Origin of the sequence: Microcoleus sp. Pol12B4, assembly GCF_036701385.1 — a bacterium.
GTDB lineage: Bacteria > Cyanobacteriota > Cyanobacteriia > Cyanobacteriales > Microcoleaceae > Microcoleus.
In genome coordinates this window covers 1-21,490 of the sequence record NZ_JAUBQR010000002.1, presented here as the reverse complement: position 1 = coordinate 21,490, position 21,490 = coordinate 1, and the positions used below count along the sequence as shown (strand labels likewise).

Annotated in this window: 30 protein-coding genes and 1 pseudogene; 15 read left to right on the top strand and 16 right to left on the bottom strand. The window is 45.2% G+C overall.

Going from position 1 to position 21,490, the window contains the following annotated elements; all coding sequences use genetic code 11:
- Window positions 1-39 precede the first annotated feature (39 nt).
- The 4 genes from QUA38_RS00690 to QUA38_RS00675 all read left to right on the top strand — a co-directional run bounded on the left by QUA38_RS00690 (window position 40) and on the right by QUA38_RS00675 (window position 6,010).
- The gene (locus tag QUA38_RS00690; protein ID WP_333158284.1) at window positions 40-1,944 is read left to right on the top strand and encodes an AAA family ATPase; all 1,905 of its coding nucleotides are present in this window, start codon (window positions 40-42) and stop codon (window positions 1,942-1,944) included.
- 71 nt (window positions 1,945-2,015) lie between these two features.
- On the top strand, window positions 2,016-2,969 hold the full coding sequence (locus tag QUA38_RS00685; protein ID WP_333158282.1) for an ATP-binding protein: 954 nt from the start codon (window positions 2,016-2,018) through the stop codon (window positions 2,967-2,969).
- Between the two features lie 288 nt (window positions 2,970-3,257).
- Window positions 3,258-4,568: a hypothetical protein gene (locus QUA38_RS00680; RefSeq protein ID WP_333158280.1), complete on the top strand. Its 1,311-nt coding sequence runs from the start codon at window positions 3,258-3,260 to the stop codon at window positions 4,566-4,568.
- A gap of 113 nt (window positions 4,569-4,681) precedes the next feature.
- Window positions 4,682-6,010, top strand: a complete 1,329-nt coding sequence (locus QUA38_RS00675; RefSeq protein ID WP_333158278.1) for a serine/threonine-protein kinase — start codon at window positions 4,682-4,684, stop codon at window positions 6,008-6,010.
- A 47-nt stretch (window positions 6,011-6,057) separates the two neighbouring features.
- On the opposite strand, the gene QUA38_RS00670 is transcribed toward QUA38_RS00675, so the two are convergent.
- Entirely contained in the window at window positions 6,058-6,399 is a 342-nt protein-coding gene (locus QUA38_RS00670; protein ID WP_333158277.1) for a HepT-like ribonuclease domain-containing protein, read from the bottom strand.
- Complete coding sequence (locus tag QUA38_RS00665) at window positions 6,396-6,704, bottom strand: nucleotidyltransferase family protein (RefSeq protein WP_333158275.1); 309 nt, start codon at window positions 6,702-6,704, stop codon at window positions 6,396-6,398. The genes QUA38_RS00670 and QUA38_RS00665 overlap by 4 nt, the downstream gene beginning before the upstream one ends.
- 145 nt (window positions 6,705-6,849) lie before the next feature.
- Here QUA38_RS00665 and QUA38_RS00660 point away from each other — a divergent pair, with 145 nt between their 5' ends.
- Both QUA38_RS00660 and QUA38_RS00655 read left to right on the top strand, forming a co-directional pair.
- Window positions 6,850-7,329: a GNAT family N-acetyltransferase gene (locus QUA38_RS00660; protein ID WP_333158273.1), complete on the top strand. Its 480-nt coding sequence runs from the start codon at window positions 6,850-6,852 to the stop codon at window positions 7,327-7,329.
- A 352-nt stretch (window positions 7,330-7,681) separates the two neighbouring features.
- Window positions 7,682-8,272 carry a class I SAM-dependent methyltransferase gene (locus tag QUA38_RS00655; RefSeq protein WP_333158271.1) on the top strand — a complete coding sequence of 197 codons (591 nt, stop codon included), beginning with the start codon at window positions 7,682-7,684 and terminating at the stop codon, window positions 8,270-8,272.
- 342 nt (window positions 8,273-8,614) lie between these two features.
- On the opposite strand, the gene QUA38_RS00650 is transcribed toward QUA38_RS00655, so the two are convergent.
- From QUA38_RS00650 to QUA38_RS00635, 4 genes are all read right to left on the bottom strand, one after another.
- Complete coding sequence (locus tag QUA38_RS00650; protein WP_333158269.1) at window positions 8,615-9,619, bottom strand: NADP-dependent oxidoreductase; 1,005 nt, start codon at window positions 9,617-9,619, stop codon at window positions 8,615-8,617.
- 106 nt (window positions 9,620-9,725) lie between these two features.
- Window positions 9,726-10,709, bottom strand: a complete 984-nt coding sequence (locus QUA38_RS00645; protein WP_333158267.1) for an aldo/keto reductase — start codon at window positions 10,707-10,709, stop codon at window positions 9,726-9,728.
- Window positions 10,710-10,882: 173 nt separating this feature from the next.
- The gene (locus tag QUA38_RS00640) at window positions 10,883-11,332 is read right to left on the bottom strand and encodes a pyridoxamine 5'-phosphate oxidase family protein (protein WP_333158265.1); all 450 of its coding nucleotides are present in this window, start codon (window positions 11,330-11,332) and stop codon (window positions 10,883-10,885) included.
- A gap of 183 nt (window positions 11,333-11,515) precedes the next feature.
- Window positions 11,516-11,701 (bottom strand): hypothetical protein, encoded by a 186-nt coding sequence (locus QUA38_RS00635; protein WP_333158263.1) that lies wholly within the window; start codon window positions 11,699-11,701, stop codon window positions 11,516-11,518.
- A 361-nt stretch (window positions 11,702-12,062) separates the two neighbouring features.
- On the opposite strand from QUA38_RS00635, the gene QUA38_RS00630 reads away from it, so the two are divergent.
- The 3 genes and pseudogenes from QUA38_RS00630 (at window position 12,063) to QUA38_RS00625 (ending at window position 13,767) form a co-directional block, all read left to right on the top strand.
- Window positions 12,063-12,413 (top strand): hypothetical protein, encoded by a 351-nt coding sequence (locus QUA38_RS00630; RefSeq protein ID WP_333158261.1) that lies wholly within the window; start codon window positions 12,063-12,065, stop codon window positions 12,411-12,413.
- Between the two features lie 224 nt (window positions 12,414-12,637).
- Window positions 12,638-12,880 (top strand): annotated as a pseudogene (locus tag QUA38_RS29230) (DUF6753 family protein).
- Between the two features lie 221 nt (window positions 12,881-13,101).
- Entirely contained in the window at window positions 13,102-13,767 is a 666-nt protein-coding gene (locus QUA38_RS00625) for a hypothetical protein (protein ID WP_333158258.1), read from the top strand.
- A 492-nt stretch (window positions 13,768-14,259) separates the two neighbouring features.
- Here QUA38_RS00625 and QUA38_RS00620 read toward each other — a convergent pair whose 3' ends face one another.
- Complete coding sequence (locus tag QUA38_RS00620; protein WP_333158256.1) at window positions 14,260-14,664, bottom strand: hypothetical protein; 405 nt, start codon at window positions 14,662-14,664, stop codon at window positions 14,260-14,262.
- A gap of 133 nt (window positions 14,665-14,797) precedes the next feature.
- Between QUA38_RS00620 and QUA38_RS00615 the strand changes: the two genes are divergently transcribed.
- The 5 genes from QUA38_RS00615 to QUA38_RS00595 are packed head-to-tail and all read left to right on the top strand — an operon-like array spanning window position 14,798 to window position 16,996.
- Window positions 14,798-14,941, top strand: a complete 144-nt coding sequence (locus QUA38_RS00615; RefSeq protein ID WP_333158254.1) for a hypothetical protein — start codon at window positions 14,798-14,800, stop codon at window positions 14,939-14,941.
- A gap of 32 nt (window positions 14,942-14,973) precedes the next feature.
- Complete coding sequence (locus tag QUA38_RS00610) at window positions 14,974-15,822, top strand: serine protease (RefSeq protein ID WP_333158252.1); 849 nt, start codon at window positions 14,974-14,976, stop codon at window positions 15,820-15,822.
- Complete coding sequence (locus QUA38_RS00605; RefSeq protein ID WP_333158250.1) at window positions 15,819-16,340, top strand: hypothetical protein; 522 nt, start codon at window positions 15,819-15,821, stop codon at window positions 16,338-16,340. Before QUA38_RS00610 ends, QUA38_RS00605 begins: the two co-directional genes overlap by 4 nt.
- A 25-nt stretch (window positions 16,341-16,365) precedes the next feature.
- Complete coding sequence (locus QUA38_RS00600) at window positions 16,366-16,668, top strand: hypothetical protein (RefSeq protein ID WP_333158248.1); 303 nt, start codon at window positions 16,366-16,368, stop codon at window positions 16,666-16,668.
- A gap of 28 nt (window positions 16,669-16,696) precedes the next feature.
- Window positions 16,697-16,996 (top strand): hypothetical protein, encoded by a 300-nt coding sequence (locus QUA38_RS00595; protein ID WP_333158246.1) that lies wholly within the window; start codon window positions 16,697-16,699, stop codon window positions 16,994-16,996.
- Window positions 16,997-17,010: 14 nt separating this feature from the next.
- Here QUA38_RS00595 and QUA38_RS00590 read toward each other — a convergent pair whose 3' ends face one another.
- The 5 genes from QUA38_RS00590 to QUA38_RS00570 form a co-directional block, all read right to left on the bottom strand.
- Window positions 17,011-17,529 (bottom strand): hypothetical protein, encoded by a 519-nt coding sequence (locus QUA38_RS00590; RefSeq protein WP_333158244.1) that lies wholly within the window; start codon window positions 17,527-17,529, stop codon window positions 17,011-17,013.
- A gap of 25 nt (window positions 17,530-17,554) precedes the next feature.
- Window positions 17,555-18,049: an HD domain-containing protein gene (locus tag QUA38_RS00585; protein WP_333158242.1), complete on the bottom strand. Its 495-nt coding sequence runs from the start codon at window positions 18,047-18,049 to the stop codon at window positions 17,555-17,557.
- Window positions 18,050-18,088: 39 nt separating this feature from the next.
- The gene (locus tag QUA38_RS00580) at window positions 18,089-18,691 is read right to left on the bottom strand and encodes a hypothetical protein (RefSeq protein WP_333158240.1); all 603 of its coding nucleotides are present in this window, start codon (window positions 18,689-18,691) and stop codon (window positions 18,089-18,091) included.
- A 62-nt stretch (window positions 18,692-18,753) separates the two neighbouring features.
- Window positions 18,754-19,281, bottom strand: coding sequence for a hypothetical protein (locus tag QUA38_RS00575; RefSeq protein ID WP_333158238.1), 528 nt, complete (start codon window positions 19,279-19,281; stop codon window positions 18,754-18,756).
- Between the two features lie 65 nt (window positions 19,282-19,346).
- On the bottom strand, window positions 19,347-19,511 hold the full coding sequence (locus QUA38_RS00570; protein WP_333158236.1) for a hypothetical protein: 165 nt from the start codon (window positions 19,509-19,511) through the stop codon (window positions 19,347-19,349).
- A 117-nt stretch (window positions 19,512-19,628) separates the two neighbouring features.
- On the opposite strand from QUA38_RS00570, the gene QUA38_RS00565 reads away from it, so the two are divergent.
- Entirely contained in the window at window positions 19,629-19,832 is a 204-nt protein-coding gene (locus QUA38_RS00565; protein ID WP_333158235.1) for a hypothetical protein, read from the top strand.
- An 8-nt stretch (window positions 19,833-19,840) separates the two neighbouring features.
- Here the strand turns inward: QUA38_RS00565 and QUA38_RS00560 are convergent, their stop codons facing one another.
- From QUA38_RS00560 to QUA38_RS00545, 4 genes are all read right to left on the bottom strand, one after another.
- On the bottom strand, window positions 19,841-20,308 hold the full coding sequence (locus QUA38_RS00560) for a hypothetical protein (RefSeq protein WP_333158233.1): 468 nt from the start codon (window positions 20,306-20,308) through the stop codon (window positions 19,841-19,843).
- Window positions 20,263-20,601, bottom strand: a complete 339-nt coding sequence (locus tag QUA38_RS00555; RefSeq protein ID WP_333158231.1) for a hypothetical protein — start codon at window positions 20,599-20,601, stop codon at window positions 20,263-20,265. Before QUA38_RS00555 ends, QUA38_RS00560 begins: the two co-directional genes overlap by 46 nt.
- 82 nt (window positions 20,602-20,683) lie before the next feature.
- The gene (locus QUA38_RS00550) at window positions 20,684-20,956 is read right to left on the bottom strand and encodes a hypothetical protein (protein WP_333158229.1); all 273 of its coding nucleotides are present in this window, start codon (window positions 20,954-20,956) and stop codon (window positions 20,684-20,686) included.
- Window positions 20,957-21,043: 87 nt separating this feature from the next.
- Window positions 21,044-21,490, bottom strand: a 447-nt coding sequence (locus tag QUA38_RS00545) for a hypothetical protein (protein WP_333158227.1), incomplete at its 5' end; no start/stop codon positions are given.

Here is a 21,490-nt window from a genome sequence, read left to right as displayed (position 1 = left end):
GCTCGGAGCGCTCAAGTATCGTTTCCTCCAAACACAGCTATGTACATCTCCCGTTTCCAGTTACTTAATTACAAATCCTTCCAAGATTCTGGAGTGTTAGAATTCCAACCCGGCATCAACATTATTGTGGGAGCCAACAATTCAGGGAAAACAGCGCTGCTGGAAGCTTTAAGCTTAAATTTCGAGAAGAAATCCCATCGCAGTCTCAAAACATTGCTACATTTTAATTCAGACTCATGCGCCAAAGTTTCTCTAGTAGCAGACAAGTGGGCAATCGAAGAAGTTGCCAAAAAACTATCAATTGATTTTCAGTTCGTTTACAGCGACAAAACAAACCGAACTCTATCGGCTCAAACTATGCACAGCCTTTTTCTAGAGTGGTTGGAGGTTCGTGCTGCTGTAGAAATTAGAGTTAGGATGGAGGAGAGCTGCAAGGTAGCTGAAATAGAGAAAAGCTTAAGCGATAGCCTAACCTTTAACATCTATTGCGTCAACAAACAAGACTACATTATTGATAGAGCGTCGGGTGTAAATTTCAATAGGAACACTGCCGACAACGAAATAACAACCAGAATTGTTCAATATTTTAGCCGCCACACATACAGGCTTTATGCCGAACGCCCTAATTTAGCAAGCTGCTTTTTTGGCGATCGGTCTGAACTGGAGCCGGACGCCTCGAATTTGGCTGAAGTCTTAAATCAACTTCAACTTTCTGGAAAAAAGAAACTTTTTAATCGTTTTTTGATGTATATATCCACTATTTTTCCTGAAATAGGCGAAGTTTCTGTCAGGCCTAAGCCCATCATCAAAGATTCGAGTGGGATTAACGCGAGTCGCAGAAGCAAGGAATTAGAAATTTTAATTTGGTCGAAAGAAGCATCTGAAAATGATAGAGAAGATTTAGCATTTCCCTTGTCAGAGTGCGGGACTGGTATTGGTCAGGTGCTGGCAATTCTTTACGCGGTGTTGGCTTCCCCAGCTCCTCGAACAATAATCATTGACGAACCCCAATCTTATTTGCATCCTGGTGCTGCCAAGAAACTGATAGAAATCCTCAAAGAGTTTCCGCAGCACCAATATTTTATTGCCACTCATTCGGCCGAGATTATTTCCGCTGCCAATCCCTCAACTATCGTGAAGCTGCGGTCTGAGGGCGGGGAAACGAAAGCATCAATGATGAATTCGCAAGATATCAAGGAACAGCGCTCTCTATTAGCCGAACTGGGAGTCAGTTTGTCTGACGTTTTCGGTGCGGACAGCATCCTCTGGGTGGAAGGGCCGACCGAGGAGCGGTGCTTCCCGTTAATTTTGGAAAAAGTAGCCAAAAAGCCTTTAAGGGGTACTCAAATTATTGCTGTTAAGAATACTGGCGATTTTGAGGGAAAACGCGCTCATCTCGTATTTGATGTTTACGACAAACTCAGCGGTGGCAGCAGTTTGTTTCCCCCGACGGTTGGATTTGTGTTCGATCTGGAGGAGCGCTGTCAGCAGGAGATGAAGGATTTGCAGAAAAGAAGCCAGCACCCAGTTAAATTCCTGGAGAGGCGAATGTATGAAAATTACCTGCTCCATCCCGATGCTATAGCAGCCGCACTCAATCATGAAGATGCGGGGCGAGAACAACCTGTTAGTGGCGAAGAAGTTCGAGAACGGCTCGAAACCCATAAATTAAATAAGAATTACTTCCCAAAACCCAATACTCAGTGCTCAAAAGACGATACTTCAAAACATCTAGGTAATGCCAAATGGATTGGCAAAATTGATGCTGCAAAAGTCCTCGATGCGCTATTTGCCGAGTTATCAGAAGCGCGGGTCAAGTTTAAAAAAACCTCGCACTCACTAATGCTCACGGAATGGCTGCTTGAAAATAACCCAGAACACTTTGCCGATCTAGCCCAATTTTTGCGAGGTATCCTTGACAAAGGTAAGGCAGCGGTGGATTGACGCGAGTGCGATCGCCGCTACAACCCCACTTGTTTTTCAAACCCACCCATCCCATCACCAAAGTACCTCGAATGTTTGACCCCACAAAGCCCAAGGATATTCTCAAACTCCAAGACAGCGATCTATCTTGGTTTCTTCCTGATGCCGAAGATGACCGACACGAGTACAAGAGCAGTGTAATTGAAAAAAATGAGAAAAGCCCCAATAAAAGCCTCGGCCATAAAATTGTCAAAGCAGCTTCGGGGTTTTGGAATAGTGGAGGCGGATTGTTTGTTGTAGGAGTAGATGATAACAGTAAACCTGATGGAGGAATATCTCTCAGCGTGGGGAACCTGTCACGGCGGGATTGGATTGATACGATAATTTCACAAGTAACGCCTAGAAGTTCTTATGTAATACACAGTATTCAAAATAGCAGCAACTGCGTGAATATTGAGCCAGACAAGGCTGTATTTCTAATAGGTTTTTGTGAAAGCGAAATAGGTCCTCATATGGCTAACGACAACCGTTACTACATTAGAGCGGGAGCGCATACCGAGCCAGCAAATCACTTTTTTGTCGAAGCTATTCATGCTCGGCGGGGATTGAGAACACCCTTACTTAGCCACATTGTCCGCCGGAAGCCCGGAAATAGCGGAATTATTCAACTCGGTATCGTTGCGTTGAACGCCGCTGCTGCAATTAATGTCTCTGTTGAATCTGACACGCTACCAAATTTATTAACCTCACACATGGAGGAAGGAGTCTCTATACAGGTTCCTATCATTTCCGAGCAATTTCCTTTGTTTTTTGATGTTTGCGAACTCGTGCTAGATGACTATATTCACCCCCTTTTTTCCATAAAATTGACTTATTTTGATATTGCCAACCGTACCTATCAACAAAGTTTTCAAGTCGATATTGATCGGCAATTAGGACCAAATCTCAGTTTAGAAAAAGGAAATGGCAGCATCGAGGAACAGCTTAAAGATATTGCCCGCGAAGTAAAGGGACTCCAAACAGCCATAAAAGCTATCAAAAAGTAGCAATTCATTTTTTATCACCGATCGCTCCCAGGATGCCACTGTTGAGTTGGCAACATCCGCAAACTTTAGATGGGGTGCTGGCGTTTCGAGCTCAATAACCCAGCTTTTTGCAGGCATTTCTTAACCTTTTTTACATCATGTCCTCGGAAAGCTCTTATCTCGGCTACCGCATCTGAGAGAGGTGGATGCGCGCGAATCTACATCTGGGCGGTGTTGTGCGTTAAGTACCTAACTCAGTAGTGTAGTATAAACTGTATTATAGTAAGACAAAACTCCAAAGATTTTTATATGAATGCTGCTAATTCGGTTCCGAGCAATCATCTTCCTAAACCCACACTTTATTTAGGTCAGCATCCCAATCAGCCCATACAACTGTACCGAGGCTTCGCTGAGTTGATTAAAGGCGAACAGGTCATGGAAGGTCAAGCAACTACAATCTTTGGGTGGTTCCCGTCTCCGTGCGTTAAGTTTGAGTTCACTCATTTCACCGAGGCGCGAATTGATTGGGATGACGTTACTCTGAAACTGACAGAGATTGGCATCAGTGTGAAAGTTCGCATTTCAGAAACGACAACATATGTTGGAGAGAATAAATCTGTAATATCAGGCTATCCCTGCGAAGCAATTGTTAAAGGCAAGGGTCACGAATTAACCTCCTTAGTATTTCACTTGCCTAACTTTCCGTTTTTTAACATATCCAACACATGGGTAATGAATGAAGAAGGAGAAGAAAAGCTGGAAGGTTGGTTGGAATGGGTATTTGACGGACAGTTTGTCTTTCAGACTGGAGATTGGCGGATAGTATTAGCAACTCTTCCCGAAAATTGGGATACCCACGAGTTGCTTCAGTCTCAAGGCGGCTATAGCCTAACCCATATCTGCAAACTGGAGCGGTTAGATCGAACCCCCTTCTCAATGGACGATGCCCGCGACCTGTTGAAAGCATTTTCTTATTACCTTTCATTTGCCAGAGGACTGTGGTTAGCTCCCATGCTGATTGCTGGTTTTGATGCCGAAGGGACGCAGGTCTTTGAGGAATGGTCAGCTTGCCGTGCCGACTCTTGGCAAAACACTTATGCGTGGTTTTCTCCAGATTCAACCGACCTAGTGGAAACCTTTCCCGGTTTTATGCACCGATGGCAGGATAAAAACTGGCGGGAGCTGGTGCAAGAGTCTATTCATTGGTATGTGGAGAGTAAAAAGCAAGCTGGAGGAGTAAATGGTGCGATTGTTTTACAGCAGGCAGCATTAGAACGGCTGGCATGGGTCTTGCTCGTAGAAGATAAACGCAGCCTCAGTCAAAATGGGTTTCAAAAACTCCCCGCCGCCGATCAAGTGAGACTCTTGCTGTCATCTTTGGGGATAGACTTAAAACTACCCACCGACTTAATTAATTTGACTCAGCTAGCAAATCAGCAAAATTGGGTTGATGGTCCACAGGCGATCACTGAAATACGGAACGCAATCGTTCATCCTAATCCGAAAAACCGTCATAAAGGAGGCGGAGCTTCAGAAGAAGTTAGAACGGAAGCCTGGAGTGTCGGTCTGGAATACCTAGAGTTAGCTCTGCTAAAGTTATTTGATTACCCGTATATTTAGCTTTCTCACGCTTGATGCTAACTGACTTAAGATAAGTGCAATTGGCAAATAATTGACGTAAAGGGTGAGAGCGCTTCTAGAGCAACCAAAGTTTAAAAAGAAGGAGAAAGGCTATGAGCAAACAGAAAAGCAAACCTTGGGATGAAAAATGGGAAATAGTCAAACCGATTGGTGGCGGCGGACAAGGGGATACTTTTCTTGTCAAACCTAAAGATTCTACAATTTTGTCTCAGAGTTTTGTATTAAAAAAACTAAAAAATCAGAAAGATCCTGAAAGGCGCAAGAGAATGCACAGAGAGGTTGCTGCGTTGAGTACCCTCGATTGCCCCGGCATCCCGCGATTATTTGAATCAAACTCCGACCAATTTGATTCCGATGTTCCGCTTTACATGGTTGGTGAATTCATTGAAGGGAAAACACTTTCACAAATCCTAGACTCCTCTCCACCTATGGGGATTGCGGATGCTGTCAATCTTGTTTTGAAGCTTCTAGAGACTATACAATACTGTCACAATCTTGGGATTGTACACCGAGATATTAAACCGGACAACATTATTATGCGTCGCGATGACATCGCCGATCCAGTTGTCATAGATTTTGGCATTTCATTTAATGAATCGGATGCTGACGGGACTATTTTGACAGAGCCTTGGCAGCAGCTTGGCAACCGATTTTTAGCACTTCCCGAGCTTCAGGTAAGTAGCAGTATGCAGCGCGACCCCAGAGCGGATATTACACAATGCTGCGGGATTTGGTTTTTTGCGATCGTCGGCTCGCCTCCTGTCACTTTGCTTGACCATGAAGGAAGGATGCCCCATCAAAGACCGGAAAGTCAAAAAGCTTTGTCGAAAATCCCTTCCGATTTACTGGCTAAAGTGAATAGAATTTTTGACAGAGCATTTGGAACTCAAATCGACTACCGCTGGCAATCTATACCCGAGCTACAACAAGCATTGACAGATTGCATTTCTGCAACGGAGAACGCTCACAATGCCGAACAATATATCGCTCAAATCCAAAATAAAGTATCAACTTCATCTGATTATGCCCGACGCCAATCTTTTAAAAAACTTGCTCAACAGCTAAATCGGGAGCTTTATAACATGAGCCTAACTGTTGCAAGGGAACTTGGAAAAGGCTTTGGTACAACTCACAATAGAACGTACTTGAAAAGCCGCGATTTCGAGGGACTTGACATAGACTGGACTCACCTAAAGTTCTCGGAGAGGCACGGCATCACAAATGAATTTTTACCAAATGATTTTTTTCCTAAATTTACAGGATATGCAACAGGAAACGAACTCGTTTTGCTGGCAGAAGTAAATGGAGAGAAAGTTGAACTGTTAAGAACTCCTTTAAACGGCGAGCCAGATTTGACTGCTTTGGGCGAACGTCTCAGACTTTTCTATCTTGAAGGAGCGAGGAAATTAATAGGAGCTTGAACGACCAAACACTGCGAGAGCGATCGTTCCAAACAAGAGTGCTGAACTCACGTCTCTCCTAGCTCCTGTAAAATCTGTTCTACTGTTACCTTCAGCGGTGGTAAATTATTCTGTACGATCGCCCAAACTAGGTTTAGCGAAACTCTGAAATATTCATGCACCACAAGGTTTCTAAACGCTACAATTTGCGCCCAAGGCACTTGGGGATATCGACCTGTCAACTCGGACGATAACGCATTTGTTGCTTCTCCAATAATCTGGAGGTGATGAACAATCCAAATTTGGATCAATTCTTGGTTGTCAAATGCCTGCCTGCCAAGGCTTGCATATCGTTCAATTGCGGCTATTGCATCTAATATATCTTGCAGCCGTTGGGCTTCTCGTCTCATAGTGGTACAGCTTCCTGCAAAACGCGCTCCCGAATGCGTTCTTTGAGCATATCGACTGTGGCGATATCGACCTTGCGATTGAGTAGTTGTTCCAAATCAAGCAAGAGCCCACCTGGAAACCAAGGCGTAATTTTCTCTAAATCGTAATCCACTAACAAATCAATATCGCTTTCTGGGGTCGCTTCCCCCCGTGCTACCGAACCGAATACGCGCACGTTGTAGGCTCCGTGCTTTTGGGCAATTGCTAGAATTTGCGATCGCTCACAATACAGTAATTCTTGAATGCCTAATCCTGTTTTTTTCATCCAACCCTCCTCAACTGGGGTCATTGCTAGTTAATCAGCGAAAGTAGCCTAAATCTGTAAGCATTCAAAGCCAAGCTATCAGACATTGTAGAGTATTGTAGTATGCTCTCATAAGCTTTCAGAGTTAACAGGAGTTGATCTGGGAATGCAAATTGAACCCTACGACCCTCACCACCTTGATGCTGTTATTCGTCTTTCGCTGCGGGCATGGACTCCAGTCTTTGATTCGATTCAGAACACGATGAACGCGGATGTTTACCAGGCATTCTATCCCGATCATTGGCGTGTGAGCCAACAAAAAGCTGTGGAGGATGTCTGTGCTGCGGAAGACACGAATGTATGGGTTGCTATCGATGCAGGTTCTACTGTGGGCTTTGTAGCCGTGAAACTACACTCGGAGGACTGCATGGGTGAAATCTACATGGTTGCCGTCGATCCAGACTTTCAAGGTCGCGGCATTGGTAGTGCTTTGATAGAATTTGCTCTCTGTTGGATGAAAGATGCTGGGATGTCTATTGCGCTGGTTGAGACTGGAGGTGATGCCGGCCATGAAAGAGCCCGTCACACCTATGAAAAGGCGGGCTTCGAGCTATTCCCAGTTGCGAGATACTTCAAGAAGCTTTAAGTGCAGATGTTAAGTCTCAAGGTTTACTTGGTTCTCTTTGGGCGATCGCACTCGTTCCAATACTTCGCCTTGGCATGATTTCCGAAGGCTCTGCTTCCAGCAAGCGGCAAAGCCACATAGGATAAGACCGATATAGGGGGTGGTATCCAGCAAAAGTCACGGATAACACCCAAGAACCCGGACTTAGCCTGCTTTCGTTTCTGTTTAATCCCTAAAAACTAGGATGTTATCTAACCGATCTGATGGATAATCCACCCCCCGGTTAGGGTATTATCCAGCATATCTGCGGTTGAATACACAGTTATATTTTTTGGGCATCAAATGTGCCAACAGCAACCATTGGAGAAAACAGATGTGGGATGAAAGATACAGTGCAGAAGAGTACGTATATGGCACAAACCCGAACGAGTTTTTGGAAGCAAATGTCAGCAGTATTCCAAAAGGTAAAGTTCTGAGCTTGGCCGAAGGAGAAGGGCGGAATGCCGTTTTCCTTGCGAAACAGGGTTACTCTGTAACCGCTGTAGATGCCTCTCTAGTTGGTTTGAATAAAGCCCAAAAGTTGGCAGAAGAGAACGGGGTGGTTGTTGAGTTTATTCATGCTAATTTAGCAGATTATGGTTTAGGCGAGAATAAATGGGACGGAATTGTATCTATATTTTGTCCATTGCCCTCTTCAATCAGAAAACAACTTCATAAAAAAGTGGAAGCAGGGTTAAAGCAAAACGGTGTGTTTCTGCTTGAGGCTTATACACCCGATCAGTTGAAGTACGGTACTGGAGGCGGAAATTCAGTAGATTCGATGCAATCTAAAGAATCTTTAAGCATTGAGTTAGCTGGCTTAAAGTTTAGGCATCTAATTGAGCTTGAGCGTGATGTAGTAGAAGGTATTTATCACACTGGCATGGGCGCAGTAGTCCAGGCGATCGCATCAAAAGAAATATAACATTCTGGTGCAGCGGATTGCCTGAAGCCGATACGGTGAGATGCTCCAGATCCCAACAACCGCTGACCAGAACTGTTAGCTATCTTTGTACAGAGGTGTTACACTCTCTGTGCACAGCCATTTGATGTTGTCCGATGAAGGCTAATCATTGGAGGTTTTAATTGGAACTTCTGGAAATTGCAGGTACGACCAATGTTGGGAAAGTAAAGTGTACTGCTAGATTTATAGTTTGAAATCTGATGCAAGCGATGGCATCCTATCCTTCAACCAAATAATGTCTAAGCGATGTCGGATGTCAACTTCTCAAATAATGAAGCCAGTACCCACTCAATTAGTGGCTACCTAGTCCAATTTTACCACCATTTTACCAACATTTTTGCCTTCAAAAAGACCGATGAACGCATCCACCGCTCGCTCGATTCCTACCACCACTGTTTCCTTGTTCTTCAGTTTGCCAGCTTGGAAATAACCGCCCACTTCTTGTTCAAATTCACTCTGGTGATCGAGCCAATCCCTAACGATTAGCCCTTTCATCGTTAAGCGTTTGCCAATCATATTAAATAGATTGGAAGGGCCCGGTTGCGGCTTTTCATCGTTATAACCGGAGATACTGCCACAAGCGATAATCCGACCATGCACCCGTAATGCCGAGAGCGCCGCTTCCAGCGTTTCGCCTCCTACATTATCGAAATAGACATCAATTCCGTCCGGTGCTGCCTGATTCAATTGGTCGAGGACAGGACCGGCCTTGTAATCGAAGGCGCTATCAAATCCGCATTCTTCCCGCAGAAACTTGATTTTTTCCATTGACCCAGCAGACCCGATGACATGGCATCCGCGCAATGAAGCCAGTTGTCCGGCGACATTTCCCACCGCGCCTGCTGCTCCCGAAATAAAAATAACATCGCCGGCTTTGACTTCTACCAAATTCAACCCAACCCAAGCAGTCATACCTGTCATGCCGAGGGCACCGAGGTAAACTGAGGGCGGTTGAATATCGTGGTTAACCTGATGCAAATCTTTTGGTGCAGCTATGAAGTATTCCCGCCAGCCATAGTTGGAAGTCACAACATCACCCGGCTTGAATTCCTGGACACGAGACTTGATTACCTCACCGACCGCGCCGCCTTCGAGTGCTTTTCCTAACGCGAAGGATGGAACATAGGATTTCCCCTCGTTCATGCGACCGCGCATATATGGATCTACCGAAATGTAGAGATTGCGAACGAGCACTTGCCCATCTTGAAGTGGCTCTAGTTTGGTCTCGGCGATCGCAAAGTTATCTGCGGTAGGAATCCCCTTGGGGCGAGAGACTAGCCGAATCTCGCGGCTCACGATCTCTGTCATGATTTTCTCCTTATTGGGTAGATTTTCAGAACTCAATTGACTTAAGTTTTAGCGGTTGTTTTTATTTACTAAAGGCATGGATGCCAAACATCACTCGCGCCAAATCCTAACGATTGACCGTACTCATATCGGGGTAGCGATCGCCCATCGCAATTCCTAATGGCAGCGCTTTGGCGATTTGCTCTAGTTCTGCTTGAGTCAGCGTCACAGCAGCAGCCGCAATGTTTTCTTCTAAATAGGTGCGACGTTTAGTGCCTGGAATTGGCACAATGTCTTCGCCCTGCGCCAAAACCCACGCTAGCGCCAACTGTCCGGCTTTGATACCCGATTCGGCTGCCATCTGCTCGATTTGCTCGACTAGCTCCAGATTTTGCTGGAGATTCTCGGCTTGAAAGCGAGGATATCGCCCGGCCCGATAGTCTCCCTCAGATAATGTGTCGAGGCTCTTGATTTTGCCTGTGAGAAACCCACGCCCCAGAGGGCTATAAGGCACAAATCCAATCCCTAGCTCTCGGCAAGTGGGCAGAATCTCAGATTCTGGCTCCCGACTCCAGAGCGAATATTCAGTTTGGAGTGCCGAAATAGGATGCACTGCCATTGCACGACGGATCGTGGCGCTCGCGGCTTCGGAAAGGCCAAGGTAGCGAACTTTCCCGGCTTGGACGAGCTGCGCCATTGCGCCTACGGTTTCTTCGATGGGAGTGTTGGGATCGACTCGGTGCTGATAGTAAAGATCGATCGTATCTACGCCCAGACGTTTGAGACTGGCATCACAGCAAGAGCGGACATATTCGGGTTTGCCATTCACGCCCTTAAAGCTGCCGTCGCTACCGCGCACATTGCCAAACTTCGTGGCAATAATGACTCGATCTCGACAGTCTTTAATCGCTTTGCCGACCAACTCTTCATTGTGACCGACACCATACATATCAGCCGTATCGAGCAAAGTCACGTCTAACTCTAAGGCGCGATGAATAGTGGCGATCGATTCTGACTCATCGGTTGTCCCGTAGAACTCGGACATCCCCATACAGCCCAGTCCTAACTCTGAAACTACTAATCCTTGATTGCCGAGTTTTCGCTGTTTCATGATTTTTTCCTATTAGTCTAAAGTTCTTGACGTGTCGGACGGAGGATGATTTCATTCACATCAAGAACACCGGGCTGCTAAATGACATAGGCGATCGCACGGCCAATGGCATCTGCATCAATGGCGATCGCCTAAAATTCATTCATGCTAGAACGTTTGAGGTATCTCGGTTCTTAGCGACTGCTGACTCCATCAGTCGTGCGTCCGCTCATTTCACTCGCGTCGATGCGGTAGATTGCGATCGCTTCTGAACGTCCCTGAGCATCAATCCAGGTTCGATTGATAGCAGGTGACAGCGTGGGATTGCGTTCTTTGATCGAGTGCATTCTCAGATCGATATCTTCCTGAACTGTGAGGCGGGAGGCTCGACCATTCACAATCACGCTGCGCCAATGAAGCGGCTCGCCTATTTCTTCAACCTGCAAACATTTTTCTGGATTTGCATCAAGCTCGTGAGTCTTCATGCCTTCGGTTGTAAACAGGTAAGTGTCCGAATCTTCGAGATAATAATTCATTGGCATCACGTAGGGTTTGCCTTCGTGTATGCAGCCTAGATGACCGTATCCTACTTGGTGTAGCAGCTCCTGTATTTCTTGTGAACTCATTTCATCAATATCTAACATTACTATTCTCTTAAAAATTCAGTTGATTGGTAGTATTGAACAGAAATAAGCCCGGCTTTACATCTGTCGTTAGATGGAGCCGATATGTGAAAGTCAATGATCCGAGTCAATAGCCTGTTGAGAAAATGAGCGCCTCACAAATCTTCTGTCCGCTTAATTGATGCTTTTTTACCTGCAGCTACACTAGCAACAACCAAATATGCCGTGACTAGGGCGATCTACTCGGTGAGTTTCACCAAGCAAAATTGCCGAAGCCAGAACCGTCAAAAATTGTTGCAACAACTGAATTTGACCTACCTGTGCAACTTCACCCATTGCCCTACCATGATACCAGGTAATAAATGCGATAAATTGACTAAAAATACTCACATAAGCCAAACCCAACCAGGCGCTCGGTGAAGCTATTAACTCTTGTTCTTAAACAACAAAAATTGTGGTAAAACCTAGAAAAAATCGAGAATCACCAATGCCCAACCAATAACTTGCCACCCACCTAAAACCTTAGCTAATCGCCCACCTTCAGCATAGCCAAAATCAGCAGCAATTATCGAACCCAATAGCGCTAAATCTCCGAGCTGAAGCTGTCGAGCACCGCTAATAATTCCAAAAAAGACAACCGCTATACTACCGACAATGCTAGCAATCCAAAAAATGAAGTCACGGCGCTCGCCACCACCAACACCCCTATTTGCGAGAAACTAAACCCAGACCAAAACCCCACAGACCCGTCATGCCCAAACTCCCTGAGTGCCATCGTTGCCTTTTGTACGCCCGCAACCCATACCTCATCTGTGCCGCCCATCCCACGGGCCCTAACACCGACACTTGCCTTGACTTTCGAGAAAACCCCAATGCTGAACCCGATGAACTGTGGGAACCCGAAGGTGCGAGTTATTACAACGGCGAATTGATTCTGCAACCGAGGCAGCGGTGGACGCTAGAGCAGCAGTTAGAACTTTTGGATACCCACCCACTGTTTACTGGTCGGTGTCCCCAATGTGAAATGACTTATCCCCAGTACGAAACGCCTCCAGTTCATTGGGATTGTTCGGCTTGCGGGTGGATGGACGATTCGGTTTGAGGTGATGGTTCATAGTAATTGGGCGATCGTTAGTTTTATTGGCTACGGTGCAATGAAAAGTTAGTCGGGGAAATTGCTTTTGCTGTCAGTTCTCTGGTTCGTCAGACAGAATTGACCAGAGTAGCGACTTCTGCGCGTTCTTTGGTGGTGGCGGGTATTCTGTTGACGACGTTAGGTATTGGTGCTTTGATGGGATGGGTTAACTTTGGTCGCAAGAAAGGTTTGTGCTGGGGGAACGGGTTCATTTGACTCAGGAGCAGGCGGAGGCTTTGCAGTGGGCAAGTAGCGCTGAGGGGAAGTTTGCTCAGAATTTGATGAAGTGAAATTCGGATAGTCTGACTAATTTAGAGTGTAAAAAAGATGTTCGGCGTCTAGGTGTGACTCTAGAAGTTGCGGGGCGTGCATCTACGTCGGGATTCTGCACGATTTGGGTGGAACCTTTAAAAAATCGTAAGTTTAGGGATTAAGTGCTCGCGGTTTTATGCGCTGTAATGGCGTGTTAGACCGCAACTGCGACACAATTAATAGTTAGCCCTCAAATTATCGGTGGAATTCAACTACTCAGTGAACCATAAGGCAAAGTATTCGCTACTGGTTATCAAAAATCAGAGAGTAAATGGTAAAACGTTCGGTTTTTAAGCTGTTTCAGTGGTAGAGAAGAAAATAATTCTACGGAGGCACAACTGCTATGTCTGGATACGAGCCAAGTAACTTTCGTCCCGGTAAACCTGGTTGGACAGGTCAAGTTGGAAAAATAGCAGTTGTAAATACTACCAGTGCGCCTGTTGAAATCAATTTATATCATCCCGATGCTCCTGGCGGCATTTTTGGAACTTATCAAATTGATCCTGGAGCTAACATTTTCTTAGCTGATGGTGGAAATATTGGGATGGACTGGGGAATTCAAGTAGACCACTCAGACATTAGAATCGTAGGATTAGTTTCTGACTGGAATGAGTTTGGTGGAGAATTTATTTTTCAAACTTGGCCTGATAGAATTCTTGCAAATATGCCAACCTATGATCCAAGCTCTTTTCGCCCTGGAACTCGTGGTTGGACGGGACAAATCGGTAGATTAGCTTTTATCAATTTGACAGACAAGACTCTTTGGGTAAGGCTATATCATCCTGACGCACCTGGCAATATTTTTGGAACTTATCAGATCGATCCTGGAGCTAACAACTTTTTAGCTGATGCAGCCAACATTGGCATGGACTGGGGAATTCAGGTCAACAACTCAGATATTAGAATTGTAGGCTTAGTTTCTGATTGGGGCGAGTTTGAAGGAACCTACAACTTTCAAACGTGGGCTGATAGAGTTATTCAGACAGATTCCATATCTGTTGAAGATTAAATACTCCATGCACTTAGTAAATTTGCATGGTCATGGACACTGCGGTGTGACAGTATTACATCCTCAAAAAATCAGGGGGACGAATGTGTTCTTGATAAGGCTAGATATAGAATTTGTGATTATAAGGATGATTATTGCAGCATTAGCCTAATTCCCTATGGACATTGGGGTAGGTTAATGCTGGAAACTTATCAGCAGTTATCAACCCTAGCAATGTTCTTCCAGCTCTTCTTACCGACGATCTGGGAAACTACGTGTATGGATGTGCCCCAGGAGAAAAGCTTTCCTTTTCTGCACACGATGGGCGACAAAACTCTAACGACATAACAGGGATACTTTGGAGCAATACATTCACTATCACTTGTTGATTGAGATATTGCGTGATTGGCATCTGGTGGATTGGTCGTCGATTTTCGCGAACGGTCTGCAAGCGGCTAATCGCAAACGGCATGACAATCGCTCAAACCCCGAAATCAATGCGAATTAATTCAACTACGTCCCAACTTTCCTCCCAGTGGCAATTGTCCTGGGTCTTTTTTTGATCCCACCCTCCGCAGCGGTATCAAAAATTATCAGCCACGCAAAAATGCTCGTTCGACACCCCATTTGAAAGTGCAGCCCACCAATCCCCCAACAAACACCCAAAACGCGCCTTGAGGCCACACACTTAACACCGCTTGCCTCATACGGCCACGATTGCCACAAGCGAAACATGATTGCAGCGATTGTTGTTAGTAAGAATATTTTGCCGGCAGTTGCTTCACCGATCGTCCCACCCCGGTAGATTCCCCAGCACCAGGCGACCGTCAATTCAATCAACAGCACCAAGTTCAAAACGCTGATGATGGCGCTGTTGATGTTGGTGTTGATGTTCTGCAAAAAGGTTAGTGAATCCATCGGGTTGATTTTTTAGACTACACTCCAATCTAGCAAGCTTAACAGCGGTTGTGTGGCCGCAGCTCTCAAGTTTCTTAGTCAACGACGGTCAGCCCTGGAGTCACAAACTCAAAAAACCAGGGGGGGTGGTTGGATGCGATCGTCAAGCGAGTCTCTGCTGCTGTGTACTTTGTGTGCTCTCACTTGGCGATCGAGCGCTGAGGGTCGCGCCACCGTTCAGCAATTACGACTGGCTAAGTTCGGTTATCCGCAAGCTGAGCTTTTTGCCAAGCGCTAAAGTTGATTAGTTCTTCAATTACTTTATGGTGTATGCAAATTTTAAATTCAAACTCTCCTCAAACTTTTATTATAAAGCCAATCTCCGATATTGTAGAACAAGTAAAATCAGGTGTTGTTCATATCATACATACAGTCGATGGACAGCGTGCAGCATCGGGAACAGGCTTCATGGTTAATGGATATTTAGTAACTAATTATCATGTCGCTTATCAGGCTCCCCGCGATTCTGTTGTTCTACTAAGAACTTATGATAGCGATTCTCAGATTTTATTAGACGGAATTCAATTAACTTCTCAAGAATTTTTAAACAGGGCTGTTACAGCTTCAGATGAGAGGGGTTATGATTATATTGTTTTTGATATCCCGGTATTAAGGAACAAAAAACTTTATAATTTTTCATTAGGAAACCATCAACTGAAACGGATGGGAGACAGCATTTTATTTTTAGGGTATCCTTTGGATCACTTCAACATTGTCTGTCATACAGGAATAATTTCATCTTTTTATAAAAGCAGAAATGTCGATATAGTCCAAATTGATGCTAGCGTAAATGTTAGCAACTCCGGCGGACCGCTCATTGACCCGGAAACATCTGAAGTTATCGGAATAATCACTCGCAAATCGACGGGGCTAACACAAACGTTTAACGAATTGCGTTCAATCATAGAACAAAATATCAAAGTGTTAGCTCAGCAAAATTCCCAAGGTCTAATAAGTATAGGAGGCTTCGATCCAGTACAAGGGATAATAGCTAATCAGCATCAAATACTGAATTTGACTTACGAAATAGAAAGATCTGCTAATGTGGGAATAGGGTATGCTTTTTCTATAGAGCAGCTAAAAAATGAGAATGTTTTTTACACTGAGGAGCAACCGTGAGCTTAATTAATCTTGTTATACCTTCACCGCCCGGTACTACTGTCGGCATCGGCGCAATCTTAAAACTGATGCGGGATAATCCCAACAGCGTGTTAAAAGTTTTGCAGTTGTACCGCGAGCATCCAGAAAGCACCAGCACTTTTATTGCATTTTTTAGAGAACCAAACTCTCTTTATCAAATTACAGCAGTTCTCAATGTGTGGGGTACTTCCTTTGGATACAGTGGGGAAGGGGCTCGCGCTTACGGTGCAATTTGCTCTGCAATTGAAGACTTGGAACTTCCTTTTGAACAGCGCGAGTGGCAGGAGTTTTCCCATCTAAAAAAAGGGTTGATTCATCGGGATTGGTCTGAGGGCGATTCCTTATCCCTAGAGTACGCAAACAAATGGGAGGAGCTTCTGATCGATCGCTGCTACTCCTCTTTGGCTGAATTATTGCCGTCAGAACCTTACACCGTTGACCAGTTTAATGACAATTGGAGAACTCGCTGGGAATCTAGGCAGCAGAGGAATTCCTAGTCTATCAAATACGGAAATACATCGAATGACTGACTCGCCCATTGAACAACTGGATTTGTTAGACACCGACTACGCCGACATCCTCACCAGCAGCAGCTATCCCGCGTTAGAACTGCAACTGGTCAGGCTGGGAATTGACCCGGCAGAAGCGCGAACCACAACCAATTTCCTCACCCTGGTGCGACAAAGATCCGATACTCCAGCATCCTGGGAAGCTTTAGCCGAGGCGTGGGAAGCAGGTTGCGGGTTCGAGCCAAACCTCGAACATCTTCAACTAATTCTAGAATTGCTGTGGAATCACCCTCAAAGAAGAGTTGAAAATGATTGATAATCAACAGTTGTCACTAATTGGTTAAATGACTGATTCGCCCATCGAACCGCTGGATTTACTAGATACGGACTACGCAGACATCCTAGCCCACAGCAGCGATCCATCGTTTGAACTACAACTGGTCAGGTTTGGGGTGGATGCAGCAGAAGCCCGCATCAAAACCAATTTCCTCGCCCTGGTGCACCAAAAACCTGAAACTCCCGAACAATGGGCTGCTTTGACCGAAGCGTGGGAAGAGGCTTGCGGGTATACACCAAACTCTAAAGATTTTCAGCAAATTGTAGAATTGCTGTGGGAAAATCGCAACAGGTTTGAAGGTGATTGACTGCTGACAGCGAATTAAATTGACCGCAATAAGTTAGCAAAAGCATCAATTGGCAATCCCTCTTTGAGCAAGGAAAACTTTTCGATATAATTGCCATCAAATATGCTGAGGTTGTCCATGCGGTTGCGCGTGGCTAAAACAGACTCTACCCATGTTGTAGATAGCGGAACTCCAAAATAGCAACCCGGAGAATCCCAAGTTGGGTCGATAGCGTATCCATCGGGTGTGAGCAACCAAGCATGGCTAATGGGAAATCCAACATCGGCATGAAGGGCATATCCTTCAGCGTAGGTGAGGCTGTCCGAAGCAAACGCTAGCTGCTGGCAGTTCCAGTAACCAAACTTCGGTACGCCAGCTTCAACGGTTGGAGGCAACGGTTTCGGTTCCATCGGGAAGCCGCAGCGCAGCACCAATTCTTCGTACCTTTGGTACATCCAGTTAGCTCTCTTCTGCGGTGTTTCGACAGCAGCAACTACGTTTTCTAAATATTCCTTTATCTGCTGTGCTGAGATAGTTTGAGTTCGAGTATTCACCGTTGCAATTCCTGTTATGTTGGGTTTACTTGTTCGAGCTTTCCAAACGGTTCCACAGTGGTAATAGCTCGACATCCTGGGGATTGTACAGGAGTTGTTTGAATAGCGGAAACTCTTTGAGGTACATCTTATAGAGCTTGGGATTGCTTTGGAGGCTGGCTTCGGTGTTGGCTATCCTGTCGGCAAGTTTAACAATCAAAGCTTTTTTGTTGGATTGGATCTTTAGTGCGGTTTTGTGGAAGCGCTCGACTCGGTTTTCTCCCGGTTCACTGGTTACGGCAAATACAATATCGGCTGTTTCTTTCCCGAATTCGGACACCAGCATCTCATAAGTTGTTGGCGTATCTTCCAAAACATCGTGGAGCCATCCTGCTGCTGCAATCGCTTCATCGTCTGCATAACCGAATTGGGCCAGCACTTGAGATACTTGGGCTAGATGGTACGAATAGGGATGCTCGCCGTATTTCTGAGTGCCGTGTTGGGCAATTGCAAATTGTTTAGCTACGTCTGTGATATTCATTGAATCCACCCCCTTCAACCATCTTTTCTACTGCGCCTGCTACTGTTTAACTAAGCCCTTAGTTTTCTTCCTTTCTTTTAACCGCCAATCTTTGTTTAAGTACCCCAAATCGCCTCGTTGCATCCTATCTAAAACTTCATCTTCCCAATTGCTAGGAAAATACTGCTTGATTAGTTCGACGTGTTCGATCTCCTGTTTAGTCAGCCACCACTGCCGACCCGCAAATCTCATAGGGGATGTTAGCTGTTTGTTTGCCTCAAGGTACTGCTGTAATTCAGCAATCTGATTTTCATCCAACCCGTAGACTTCTGCTTCATTCTGCCACTCCGTCCAACTCATGTGCGTGTGAGAAGGAAAACTGGATAAAAACTCTTGCGTTAGCTCGTCTAAACCGTTTTGATTGATGTAATCGGTCATTTCTTGATCTCCTTTTTTCGATTGAGAAATTGAGGGAGTGCGGGTACAGAATATTAAATCCCCTGAATCTAGAGTAATAAAACTACCCGGCTCTGCTGTCTGGGTAAACTCTTCAATGAGTTGCCAGTCGCTATCACAGGCAGCCTTTTGCCACAAATCAGCCATATTTTCTGCTGACCAGTTAACTTTGCCGTTAATGGTAAAACAATAAACAAAGTCGTACATGATCATAACAATCCTTAACTAAAATAAGTGGACTTAGAGTTTGAGCTAATTGGCAATTGGCTTTAACTAATCGAAGTTTCAGCAAGAGCCTCCGCCGGAAATCCTTGTTTGAAAATCGAAAAATCTTCGAGATGATTTCCCTGCAAAATACTCAGTTCATCAGGCCGTCCCTTCTGCTTTCGAGAATTCCAAATTGATGTGACCCACGATGTCGCCAAGGGAATGCCCAAATAACAACAGCCGGGAGTTTCCCAAGTCGGGTCGATGACGTATCCATTGGCATCAAGCAGCCAAGCATGATGCAGCGGGATAGATACGCCTTCCGCCATTGCGTAGCCTTCAACGTAAGTGAGAGAGCGGTTTTTTAAGACTAAGCGCTGGCAGTTAGCGTAACAGAGTCTCGGTTGACCTTGTTTGATGTTTTTAGGTAGCGGTTTGGGTTCCATCACCCTTCCGCACTCTAAGACCAATTCCTCAAAACCTCGGTACTTCCAATCCGTTCTACCGGGTACTTTTTTCATGACAGCAGCTAAATCTTGCAAGTATCCTTTGAATTCCTCTATTTCAGTAGTTTCAGTTGGATTGTTCATTCTAATAATTAAGGTTGGGCTAACTTATTGAGTCGATGCTGTATTTGCTGTGTGGTGCGGTGTTGCTATCCGCCGGCTGCGTAATGAGCTCGGTTTTTGTCGTACATTTGGTATTTGAGCATGGCTCTTTCTAGCTTGACATAATTGATAGCACTCGGATTCTTTGTAAAAGCTTTATAAGCAGCATTCATTTCTATTTTAAGCTGTTTCTTGATGTTTAGTTCGTCCATAATTGACAGGGTATTTAAGATTTACTCATGCAAAATAAACTAACTTTATCAGCGCTAGCCAATTATATTATACTATGAGAATAGTAAGTCTCAAAGCTTTCAGAGGTGAGGTTATCTATGAACGCGGAAATAGTTAAAGCAACATTGTTGTCAGAAATCCAAGAACTAGAAGAAAGCTTGCAGATAATTGCCCGCAGGGTGCAACAAGGTGATGCATCCGGTTCCCAGACCAATGTCGATAGCTCTAAAGTCAATAATTTGATTGGTAAGTATCAATTATTGATGGAGCTGAGGGCAAGTGAAGCACAAAAACCAAGCTGACACTTCGATCATTCTTCCAACTTCATCAACTTTCCCAGCTTCCGGTTGAGCAAATCGGCATCACTTTCACCCTCGCATCGCTCCTTCTCCAACCATTGTAGAATCTCAGGTTTAGGGCGAAACGAGAACACGGGGCGCTTGCTGTCGTACTTAGCTTTAGCTTCTTTGATGACGGCTGAATTCTTGGTATGCCATTGCTGCTGCGGGGAGATTTCCACGACTTCGATCTCAGTCCAGCGGCCTTGGATTTTTTCACCCTGCCGTCCCACCAAAACATGAGATGCGAGATACTTTCGAGCACCCCGTTCCGTTTTCCAAGTCTTCGCTCCTTCCAAAGTAGCCGAATCAATGGCGTTGTACTCAGGGTTTCCCTGCGTTTCGGTGGCATAGCGCACTCGATTATCCTTTTTGAACCTGATGGCGTACAAGCTCAACTCGTGACCTCCTGCAACCGCTGCTGCTGATAGCGCTCCCAAGCCCGCACCGCCAATTCTTCAAAATGAGTGTCAGGGTATTCGGGTGAGAAAGCCTCGGAACTATGATTCCGATAAGCCTGTTCTGCTGCTTTTTCTACTTGGATGCGAGCTATCAGAAACAGCTCTTGATGTTCAGGTGAACCTATTTCCGCTTCTGCGATTACTATGTAACTGTTGGGGTATTGAGCGACGGCATTGTCAGCACCCCTGCGCGTTTTCCAGCGCCTAGCACTCGACAAAGTATGGGCGTAATAAAACTGGTCTGGTTGTCTGATGGATTGAGCTACAAACATCTGTGTTCTTCTCTACTATGTGGCAACCAAGCTTTAGATACGGCGTACTTAAAGCTTGATTGTGTTGTGAGTTAATAACCGACTAGCGGAGTCGATACTCGGTTTCTAGGTACTGGATTATCAATCTCCATTTGGCTTTACAGAGTTCCAAAAACTCTGGAAACTTTTCTTTAGGGATTCTGAAACCAGCTTGCCGTGCAAAATAGTAACAAGAGCCGTCAACAAGAGCTCTTCCTCCCCTATCTCGGTATACTTTGTACACCTCTTGCATTGTTAACCCTGCTACGAGTTCTAATTCATCATCAGCAGGGATGGGCAAGCTTTGGGCATCTTCCCAAGTGACTGGCACTTTCATTGGTTGTTTTCCTCATTTTGGTTGCAATGATTCTCCTGCAAGGCATTTAAACCTTGAGTAAATGTCTGAATTATTGAACGTATTTAGTCATGAAACACCCTCCCTTGTAATAAGTTTTAAAATTTCCACCTTTAAACCCAATTCTGAATGGATAGTTTTCAAGCAATTCTCTGCCAGTCTTTTGTGTGGCTGCGTTCCTGCTTTCACGAAAAAGTAAATGCTGAGAATGTCTGCCTCATCTAAACTTCGCATGAGAGCGATCGCTTCGGGGCTGTACGCTCTGGGATACACCACAAACCGAGAATCCAGCTCATCCCAAACGCACTTGACTTTAGTTGCGCCGAGAACATCTTGGAGGTCGCCAACTATCGCAGAGGGGCCCGACCAATAGAAGCGACCGTCATAATGCTTGACTCGCAACTGAGCTGCTGCCATGTCCAAACAAAATTGGCGGTGTTCCGGGTGGAAATATCTATTAGTTATTCCTCTAACAGCACTTCCCGGCATCGGTTGAGAATTGCAACCACCGAGTAC